Raw genomic sequence first — 635 nt, 5'->3', positions numbered from 1 at the left:
GGTTATATCTATCTAGGAACAAAATAAAAAAGGGAAACCATGAAAAAAGTATACTTAATCATATTGATTTTATTTGTTGCAGCCCCAGGATTTTCGCAACAGCTCCCTCAGTTTACGCAATATATGTATAACACGATCTCTATCAACCCTGCCTATGCAGGAAGCAGGGACGGGTTTTCAGCCGTAGGACTGCATAGAAGTCAGTGGGCCGATTTTGAAGGCGCACCAACCACTCAAACCCTGTCTATACACTCGCCTCTGAGTAACGACAAGGTGGGTTTAGGACTCTCCATAATTAATGATAATGCAGGCTATGAAAATTACACCTATGCCTATGGGGATTTCTCCTATCGTCTGGACCTTAGTGATGATGTGACACTGCGTTTGGGATTGAAGGCCGGAATGAGCTATTATAATTTAGAAGATGAACTGTTCACAGAGCCCGATGTTCTCAACGATCCATATTTTCAGGACCAGTTAAACCGCTGGACGCCAAATTTTGGGCTAGGTTTTTATTTGTCGTCCCAGAATTGGTACATAGGAGGTTCTGCTCCTAAACTGATCAACAATGACAATAATGAATTCAGTGAATATTTGGCTCTTGAGCAGGTTCATTATTATTTAACCGGTGGTTA

Annotated in this window: 1 protein-coding gene; it reads left to right on the top strand. The window is 41.6% G+C overall.

Annotated features, from left to right (window positions below; translation table 11 throughout):
- Window positions 1-39: 39 nt before the first annotated feature.
- The coding region (locus tag NE848_RS17285) for a PorP/SprF family type IX secretion system membrane protein (RefSeq protein ID WP_252115862.1) at window positions 40-635 on the top strand (596 nt) is incomplete at its 3' end.

Origin of the sequence: Gramella jeungdoensis (genome assembly GCF_023805255.1) — a bacterium.
GTDB classification, from domain to species: Bacteria; Bacteroidota; Bacteroidia; order Flavobacteriales; family Flavobacteriaceae; genus Christiangramia; species Christiangramia jeungdoensis.
This window is presented reverse-complemented; position numbering and strand designations above follow the sequence as displayed.